At 54.4% G+C, this 8019-nt stretch carries 16 protein-coding genes; all 16 read right to left on the bottom strand.

The genetic code is table 11. The features are described 5' to 3' along the window. Window positions 1–113: 113 nt before the first annotated feature. On the bottom strand, window positions 114–419 hold the full coding sequence (gene rpsN, locus BLO50_RS18720) for a 30S ribosomal protein S14 (RefSeq protein WP_090255793.1): 306 nt from the start codon (window positions 417–419) through the stop codon (window positions 114–116). 13 nt (window positions 420–432) lie between these two features. Continuing rightward, window positions 433–972, bottom strand: a complete 540-nt coding sequence (gene rplE, locus BLO50_RS18725; protein WP_090255796.1) for a 50S ribosomal protein L5 — start codon at window positions 970–972, stop codon at window positions 433–435. Window positions 973–992: 20 nt separating this feature from the next. Beyond that, complete coding sequence (rplX, locus tag BLO50_RS18730) at window positions 993–1307, bottom strand: 50S ribosomal protein L24 (RefSeq protein WP_008374158.1); 315 nt, start codon at window positions 1305–1307, stop codon at window positions 993–995. Window positions 1308–1318: 11 nt separating this feature from the next. After that, window positions 1319–1687: a 50S ribosomal protein L14 gene (rplN, locus tag BLO50_RS18735; RefSeq protein WP_003281831.1), complete on the bottom strand. Its 369-nt coding sequence runs from the start codon at window positions 1685–1687 to the stop codon at window positions 1319–1321. A 23-nt stretch (window positions 1688–1710) separates the two neighbouring features. Beyond that, window positions 1711–1977 (bottom strand): 30S ribosomal protein S17, encoded by a 267-nt coding sequence (rpsQ, locus tag BLO50_RS18740; protein ID WP_090255823.1) that lies wholly within the window; start codon window positions 1975–1977, stop codon window positions 1711–1713. 2 nt (window positions 1978–1979) lie between these two features. Further along, a complete protein-coding gene (rpmC, locus tag BLO50_RS18745) occupies window positions 1980–2171 on the bottom strand; it encodes a 50S ribosomal protein L29 (RefSeq protein ID WP_002555481.1) in 192 nt (63 codons plus the stop codon). Beyond that, the gene (gene rplP, locus BLO50_RS18750; protein ID WP_090255798.1) at window positions 2171–2584 is read right to left on the bottom strand and encodes a 50S ribosomal protein L16; all 414 of its coding nucleotides are present in this window, start codon (window positions 2582–2584) and stop codon (window positions 2171–2173) included. Before rplP ends, rpmC begins: the two co-directional genes overlap by 1 nt. A 12-nt stretch (window positions 2585–2596) precedes the next feature. Further along, the gene (gene rpsC, locus BLO50_RS18755) at window positions 2597–3283 is read right to left on the bottom strand and encodes a 30S ribosomal protein S3 (RefSeq protein WP_069519907.1); all 687 of its coding nucleotides are present in this window, start codon (window positions 3281–3283) and stop codon (window positions 2597–2599) included. Window positions 3284–3296: 13 nt separating this feature from the next. Beyond that, window positions 3297–3629, bottom strand: a complete 333-nt coding sequence (gene rplV, locus BLO50_RS18760) for a 50S ribosomal protein L22 (RefSeq protein WP_003210077.1) — start codon at window positions 3627–3629, stop codon at window positions 3297–3299. A gap of 11 nt (window positions 3630–3640) precedes the next feature. Beyond that, on the bottom strand, window positions 3641–3916 hold the full coding sequence (gene rpsS / locus BLO50_RS18765; RefSeq protein ID WP_010486981.1) for a 30S ribosomal protein S19: 276 nt from the start codon (window positions 3914–3916) through the stop codon (window positions 3641–3643). Window positions 3917–3932: 16 nt separating this feature from the next. Further along, on the bottom strand, window positions 3933–4757 hold the full coding sequence (gene rplB, locus BLO50_RS18770; protein ID WP_090255801.1) for a 50S ribosomal protein L2: 825 nt from the start codon (window positions 4755–4757) through the stop codon (window positions 3933–3935). 14 nt (window positions 4758–4771) lie between these two features. Then, window positions 4772–5071, bottom strand: coding sequence for a 50S ribosomal protein L23 (gene rplW, locus BLO50_RS18775; RefSeq protein ID WP_090255803.1), 300 nt, complete (start codon window positions 5069–5071; stop codon window positions 4772–4774). Beyond that, window positions 5068–5670 (bottom strand): 50S ribosomal protein L4, encoded by a 603-nt coding sequence (gene rplD / locus BLO50_RS18780; protein WP_090255805.1) that lies wholly within the window; start codon window positions 5668–5670, stop codon window positions 5068–5070. The genes rplW and rplD overlap by 4 nt, the downstream gene beginning before the upstream one ends. A gap of 12 nt (window positions 5671–5682) precedes the next feature. Continuing rightward, window positions 5683–6318, bottom strand: a complete 636-nt coding sequence (gene rplC / locus BLO50_RS18785) for a 50S ribosomal protein L3 (protein ID WP_090255807.1) — start codon at window positions 6316–6318, stop codon at window positions 5683–5685. A gap of 84 nt (window positions 6319–6402) precedes the next feature. Then, the gene (rpsJ, locus tag BLO50_RS18790) at window positions 6403–6714 is read right to left on the bottom strand and encodes a 30S ribosomal protein S10 (protein WP_010486970.1); all 312 of its coding nucleotides are present in this window, start codon (window positions 6712–6714) and stop codon (window positions 6403–6405) included. 141 nt (window positions 6715–6855) lie between these two features. Further along, window positions 6856–8019 (bottom strand): elongation factor Tu (gene tuf / locus BLO50_RS18795; protein WP_090255809.1); only part of this gene is annotated, 1164 nt, incomplete at its 5' end.

Here is an 8019-nt window from a genome sequence, read left to right on the forward strand (position 1 = left end):
GAACCCAGGCTCAGGCGAGCCGAGCATTCTAGAGACTGAACAAAAATGAATCAAGCCCCAAAGGGGCCTGATTCACAGATAAGACAAAGCCGGCACAAGGCCGGCTTTGTTTTTTACCAGCTGGCTTTAACCAGACCTGGTACATCACCACGCATTGCAGCTTCACGCAGCTTGATACGCGACAGACCGAACTTGCGATAAACGCCGTGCGGACGACCGGTAATGCGGCAGCGATTACGCAGGCGCGAAGCGCTGGCGTCACGCGGCTGCTTCTGCAGCGCTACTTGTGCTGCCCAACGCGCTTCTGGACTGGCGTTCAGATCGGCGATGGTAGCTTTCAGCTCGGCACGCTTCTTAGCGTACTTGGCTACCGTTTGCTGACGTTTCAGCTCGCGGTTTTTCATGCTGGTTTTGGCCATGATCCAACTCCAATCAGTTGCGGAACGGGAATTTGAAAGCACGCAGCAAGGCGCGACCTTCATCATCCGTACGGGCAGTGGTGGTCAGGGTAATGTCCAGACCACGCAGAGCATCGATCTTGTCGTAGTCGATTTCCGGGAAGATGATCTGCTCTTTCACGCCCATGCTGTAGTTGCCACGACCATCGAAGGACTTGGCATTCAGGCCGCGGAAGTCACGCACGCGCGGCAGGGAGATGGACAGCAGACGATCCAGGAACTCGTACATACGCTCACGGCGCAGAGTTACTTTAACGCCGATCGGCCAGCCCTCACGAACCTTGAAGCCTGCAATCGACTTACGGGCATGAGTCACAACGACTTTCTGACCGGTAATCTTTTCCAGGTCGGCAACAGCGTGCTCGATGATTTTCTTGTCACCGATTGCTTCGCCCAGGCCCATGTTAAGGGTGATCTTGGTGATACGCGGAACTTCCATCACGTTGGCAAGCTTAAGTTCTTCCTTAAGCTTGGGAGCGATTTCTTTCCGATAAATCTCTTTTAGTCGTGCCATGGTCTTCTACCTAGCAGTGTTCAAGCATCAACCGCTTTTTGGGTCGACTTGAAGACACGAATTTTTTTACCTTCTTCTACTTTGAAACCAACGCGGTCAGCCTTGTTGGTTTCGCCATTGAAGATGGCCACGTTAGAAGCGTGCAATGGCGCTTCTTTCTCGACGATACCGCCCTGAACGCCCGACATCGGGTTCGGCTTGGTATGGCGCTTCACCAGGTTGATCCCACCAACGACCAAACGGTCGTCAGCGAGAACCTTGAGCACCTTGCCACGCTTACCTTTGTCTTTACCGGCGATCACGATGATCTCGTCGTCACGACGAATCTTTTGCATGTCGGATCTCCTTAGAGCACTTCAGGGGCGAGCGAGACGATCTTCATGAACTTCTCAGTACGAAGCTCACGAGTCACTGGCCCAAAAATACGAGTGCCAATTGGCTCTTGCTTGTTGTTCAGCAGAACAGCAGCGTTGCCATCAAAGCGAATGATCGAGCCATCAGGGCGACGAACGCCGTGACGAGTGCGGACTACAACAGCAGTCATCACTTGGCCTTTCTTCACTTTACCGCGCGGAATTGCTTCCTTAACGGTGACTTTGATGATGTCGCCGATGCCAGCATAACGGCGGTGCGAACCGCCCAGCACCTTGATACACATAACGCGACGAGCACCGCTGTTGTCAGCGACGTCGAGCATGGATTGAGTCTGAATCATATAATTTCTCCGACCCTTAGTCCTTAGACGTCCACTGCGCGTTCGAGGATCTCAACCAGCGCCCAAGACTTAGTCTTGGCAACGGGACGAGTTTCGCGAATGGAAACTTTGTCACCGATCTTGCTCTGGTTGGTTTCGTCGTGTGCGTGCAGCTTGGTCGAACGCTTGACATATTTGCCGTAGATCGGGTGCTTAACGCGACGCTCGATCAATACGGTGATGGTCTTGTCCATCTTGTCGCTGACGACACGGCCGGTCAGCGTACGGACTGTTTTTTCGGCTTCAGCCATGATCACTTACCTGCCTGCTGGTTGAGCACAGTTTTCACACGAGCGATGTCGCGCTTAACTTGCGAGAGCAGGTGAGACTGCCCCAACTGGCCAGTTGCTTTCTGCATACGCAGATTGAACTGGTCGCGCAGCAGGCCGAGCAGTTGCTCGTTCAGCTGCTGTGCTGATTTTTCACGAAGTTCATTCGCCTTCATCACATCACCGTCCGCTTAACAAAAGTGGTGGCGAGTGGCAGCTTTGCAGCAGCCAGGGCGAAAGCCTCACGCGCCAACTCTTCGGAAACGCCTTCGATCTCATACAGGACTTTGCCTGGCTGGATCTGAGCTACCCAATATTCAACGCTACCCTTCCCTTTACCCATCCGCACTTCAAGAGGCTTCTTGGAGATCGGCTTGTCCGGGAAAACGCGAATCCAGATTTTGCCGCCACGCTTAACGTGACGAGTCAGAGCACGACGAGCGGACTCAATCTGACGGGCGGTGAGACGACCGCGGGCAACAGACTTCAGCGCAAACTCGCCGAAGCTGACTTTGCTACCGCGCTGAGCCAGACCACGGTTGTGGCCGGTCATCTGCTTACGGAACTTCGTACGCTTTGGTTGCAACATTTTGCGTACTCCTTACTTAGCAGCTTTTTTACGAGGCGCAGGCGCTTGAGGTTTTAGTTCTTCTTTAAGGCCACCGATTACTTCGCCTTTGAAGATCCAAACCTTGACACCGATCACACCGTAAGTGGTGTGCGCTTCGTACGTGGCATAGTCGATATCAGCACGCAGGGTGTGCAACGGCACACGACCTTCGCGATACCATTCGGTACGTGCAATTTCAGCACCGCCGAGACGACCGCTCACTTGGATTTTGATGCCCTTGGCACCAATACGCATGGCGTTCTGTACAGCGCGCTTCATGGCGCGACGGAACATCACACGGCGCTCCAGCTGCTGAGCTACGCTCTGCGCAACCAGCATACCGTCGAGCTCCGGCTTGCGGATCTCTTCGATATTGATGTGCACAGGCACACCCATTTGCTTGGTCAGGTCCTGACGCAGTTTCTCAACATCTTCACCTTTCTTACCGATAACGATACCGGGACGAGCGGTGTGGATGGTGATACGTGCAGTTTGAGCCGGGCGAGCAATGTCGATACGGCTTACGGACGCGCTTTTTAGTTTGTCTTGGAGATACTCACGCACCTTCAGATCAGCGAACAAATAGTCCGCATAAGTCCGACCGCTGGCGTACCAGACGGAGGTGTGCTCCTTGACGATTCCCAGGCGAATGCCAATGGGATGTACTTTCTGACCCATCTGATCGACTCCGTTACTTGTCCGCAACCTTGACAGTGATATGGCAAGACCGCTTGACGATGCGATCAGCGCGGCCTTTGGCACGCGGCATGATGCGCTTCAGCGAACGCCCTTCGTTGACGAAAACGGTGCTGACCTTCAAGTCATCAACGTCTGCGCCTTCGTTGTGCTCGGCGTTGGCTACAGCCGACTCCAGCACTTTCTTGATGATCTCGGCGGCTTTCTTACTGCTGAAAGCCAGGAGGTTGAGCGCTTCGCCCACCTTCTTCCCACGAATCTGGTCGGCGACCAAGCGGGCTTTTTGGGCGGAGATGCGAGCGCCCGACAACTTAGCGGCTACTTCCATTTCCTAACCCCTTAACGCTTGGCTTTCTTGTCAGCCACGTGCCCACGATAGGTACGAGTGCCGGCAAATTCGCCCAGTTTGTGACCGACCATGTCTTCGTTCACCAGAACTGGGACATGTTGACGACCGTTATGTACAGCGATGGTCAGACCGACCATTTGTGGCAGGATCATCGAACGGCGCGACCAGGTTTTCACCGGTTTGCGATCATTCTTTTCCACCGCCACTTCGATCTTCTTCAGTAGGTGAAGATCAATAAAAGGACCTTTTTTCAGAGAACGTGGCACTGTCGTATCCCTCTATTTACTTGCGACGACGGACGATCATGTTGTCGGTGCGTTTGTTACCACGAGTCTTCGCGCCCTTCGTCGGGAAGCCCCATGGAGACACCGGATGACGACCACCAGAGGTACGACCTTCACCACCACCATGTGGGTGGTCAACCGGGTTCATGGCAACACCACGAACGGTTGGGCGAACGCCACGCCAGCGTTTGGCACCAGCTTTACCCAGCGAACGCAGGCTGTGCTCAGAGTTCGAGACTTCGCCCAGGGTCGCACGGCACTCAGCCAGTACTTTACGCATCTCACCGGAACGCAGACGCAGGGTCACGTAGACACCTTCACGCGCAATCAGCTGAGCCGAAGCACCAGCGGAACGAGCGATCTGAGCACCTTTACCCGGCTTCAGTTCGATACCGTGAACAGTGCTACCAACTGGAATGTTTCGCAGTTGCAGACTGTTGCCCGGCTTGATCGGAGCCATGATGCCAGCTACCAGCTGATCGCCAGCACTCACGCCTTTAGGGGCGATGATGTAGCGACGCTCGCCGTCTGCATACATCAGCAGAGCGATGTGTGCGGTACGGTTCGGATCGTATTCAATACGCTCGACAGTGGCTGGAATGCCATCTTTGTCGTTGCGACGGAAATCGACCAGACGGTAATGCTGCTTGTGGCCACCACCGATATGACGGGTGGTGATACGACCATTGTTGTTACGACCGCCAGTCTTCGACTTCTTCTCAAGCAGCGGAGCGTAAGGAGCGCCTTTATGCAGCTCCTGATTGACCACCTTGACCACAAAACGGCGGCCAGGGGAAGTCGGTTTGCATTTAACGATTGCCATGATGCACCCCTTCCTTACTCAGCACTGCTGGCGAAATCGAGATCTTGGCCTGGCTGAAGCGAAATGATCGCTTTCTTCCAGTCGTTACGCTTGCCCAGGCCGCGAGCATTGCGCTTGGTCTTACCGAGAACATTCACGGTATTAACAGCAGCAACATTCACGTTGAACAGGCTTTCGACGGCCTTCTTGATTTCCAGCTTGGTTGCATCGGTTGCAACCTTGAAAACGAACTGACTTTTCTTGTCAGCGAGAACCGTGGCCTTCTCGGAGATGTGCGGGCCAAGCAGCACTTTAAATACGCGTTCCTGGTTCATCCCAGCAGCTCCTCGAATTTCTTCACGGCAGAAACGGTGACCAGCACCTTTTCATACGCGATCAGACTAACTGGATCGGAACCTTGCACGTCACGGACATCAACGTGTGGCAGGTTGCGAGCAGCCAGGTACAGATTCTCATCAATAGCATCGGACACGATCAGCACATCGGTCAGACCCATGCCATTCAACTTGCCCAACAGTTCTTTAGTCTTCGGAGCTTCAACGCTGAAGTCTTCGACGACGATCAAACGATCAGTACGAACCAGCTCGGCAAGAATCGAACGCAATGCAGCGCGATACATTTTCTTGTTCAGCTTTTGATCGTGATTCTGCGGACGAGCCGCGAAGGTCACACCACCGCCACGCCAGATCGGACCACGAGTGGTACCTGCACGAGCACGGCCAGTACCCTTCTGACGCCAAGGGCGCTTACCGCCACCTGATACGTCGGAACGAGTCTTCTGCTGCTTGCTGCCCTGACGGCCGCCGGCCATGTAGGCCACAACTGCTTGGTGAACCAGGGTCTCGTTGTATGCGCCGCCAAAAGTGGCTTCGGATACTTCGATTGCTTGAGCGCCATTTACATTTAATTGCATGTCAGCTTCCCCTTAACCGCGAGCCTTGGCCGCTGGACGTACAACCAGGTTGCCGCCAGTAGCGCCAGGAACAGCACCCTTGACCAGCAACAGATTGCGTTCAGCGTCAACCCGCACTACTTCCAGGGACTGCACGGTCACGCGCTCAGCGCCCATATGACCGGACATTTTTTTGCCCTTGAATACGCGACCCGGAGTCTGGCACTGGCCAATGGAACCCGGAACACGGTGGGACACGGAGTTACCGTGAGTGTTGTCTTGGCCGCGGAAGTTCCAACGCTTGATGGTACCGGCAAAGCCTTTACCTTTGGACTGACCGGTGACATCCACCAGTTGACCAGCTTGGAATATTTCAGCGTTGATCAGATCACCTGCCTGGTACTCGCCTTCTTCAAGACGGAATTCCATAACAGTACGACCTGCCGCGACATTCGCCTTAGCGAAGTGACCGGCTTGCGCCTTGCTGACACGTGAAGCACGACGCTCGCCGACAGTGACTTGCACTGCACGATAGCCATCGGACTCTTCAGTTTTGAACTGAGTGACGCGATTCGGCTCGATCTCAATGACCGTAACCGGAATGGAGACACCTTCTTCGGTGAAAATACGGGTCATACCCGCCTTTCGACCGACTACACCAATAGTCATGTTGTAACCTCATGAGTGTACGGGGCTTTCACCCGCTATGGCCGCCCATTTCAGAGCGTTACACGACTAAAACCTAAAGCGGTCTTAGCCGAGGCTGATCTGCACTTCCACACCAGCCGCAAGATCAAGCTTCATCAGCGCATCAACGGTTTTATCCGTTGGCTGGACGATGTCCAGAACACGCTTATGAGTACGGATCTCGAACTGATCACGCGCGTCTTTGTTGACGTGTGGCGAGGTCAGAACGGTGAACCGCTCTTTGCGGGTAGGCAGAGGAATAGGACCACGCACCTGAGCACCAGTACGTTTCGCGGTTTCCACGATTTCCTGGGTTGATTGATCGATCAGGCGATGGTCAAAAGCCTTCAACCGAATACGGATTTGTTGGTTTTGCATTTTGACCTCAGATTCCAAGCTGCTATTCCCAACGGACGCAATACGCCCGTTAAAAGGAGGCGTGATTCTATAGACGCCCCTAGCAGGTGTCAACCCAATAAAAAAGCCCCCGCAAGCGGGGGCTTTTTCTCAAACCATCACTTACGCGATGATCTTGGCTACGACGCCAGCGCCGACGGTACGACCGCCTTCACGAATAGCGAAACGCAGACCTTCTTCCATTGCGATGGTCTTGATCAGAGTGACAGTCATCTGGATGTTGTCACCTGGCATTACCATCTCAACGCCTTCCGGCAGTTCGCAGTTACCAGTTACGTCAGTAGTACGGAAGTAGAACTGAGGACGGTAGCCTTTGAAGAACGGAGTGTGACGACCGCCTTCTTCTTTGCTCAACACATACACTTCTGCAGTGAAGGTGGTGTGCGGCTTAACCGAACCTGGCTTGACCAGAACCTGGCCACGCTCTACGTCGTCACGCTTGGTGCCACGCAGCAGAACGCCGCAGTTCTCACCAGCACGACCTTCGTCGAGCAGCTTGCGGAACATTTCAACACCGGTACAGGTGGTCTTGGTGGTATCACGCAGACCAACGATCTCGATTTCTTCCTGGATCTTGACGATACCGCGCTCGATACGGCCAGTTACCACGGTGCCACGACCGGAGATCGAGAATACGTCTTCGATTGGCATCAGGAACGGCTTGTCGATTGCACGAACTGGCTCTGGGATGTAGCTGTCCAGAGTTTCAACCAGCTTCTTAACAGCGCTGGTGCCCATTTCGTTGTCGTCTTGGCCGTTCAGAGCCATCAGAGCAGAACCGATGATGATCGGAGTGTCGTCGCCCGGGAAATCGTAAGTGCTGAGCAGGTCGCGCACTTCCATTTCAACCAGCTCCAGCAGCTCAGCGTCGTCAACCATGTCAGCCTTGTTCAGGAAGACAACGATGTACGGAACACCTACCTGACGCGACAGCAGGATGTGCTCACGAGTTTGCGGCATCGGACCATCAGCGGCCGAGCAAACCAGGATAGCGCCGTCCATCTGCGCAGCACCGGTGATCATGTTTTTTACGTAGTCGGCGTGACCTGGGCAGTCAACGTGTGCGTAGTGACGCACGGACGAATCGTATTCAACGTGAGCGGTGTTGATGGTGATACCGCGAGCTTTTTCTTCTGGGGCGCTGTCGATCTTGTCGAAGTCAACCTTGGCCGAACCGAATACTTCGGAGCAGACGCGGGTCAGAGCAGCGGTCAGAGTGGTTTTACCGTGGTCAACGTGACCGATAGTGCCAACGTTGACGTGCGG

This window comes from Pseudomonas peli, from assembly GCF_900099645.1.
Classification (GTDB): domain Bacteria; phylum Pseudomonadota; class Gammaproteobacteria; order Pseudomonadales; family Pseudomonadaceae; genus Aquipseudomonas; species Aquipseudomonas peli.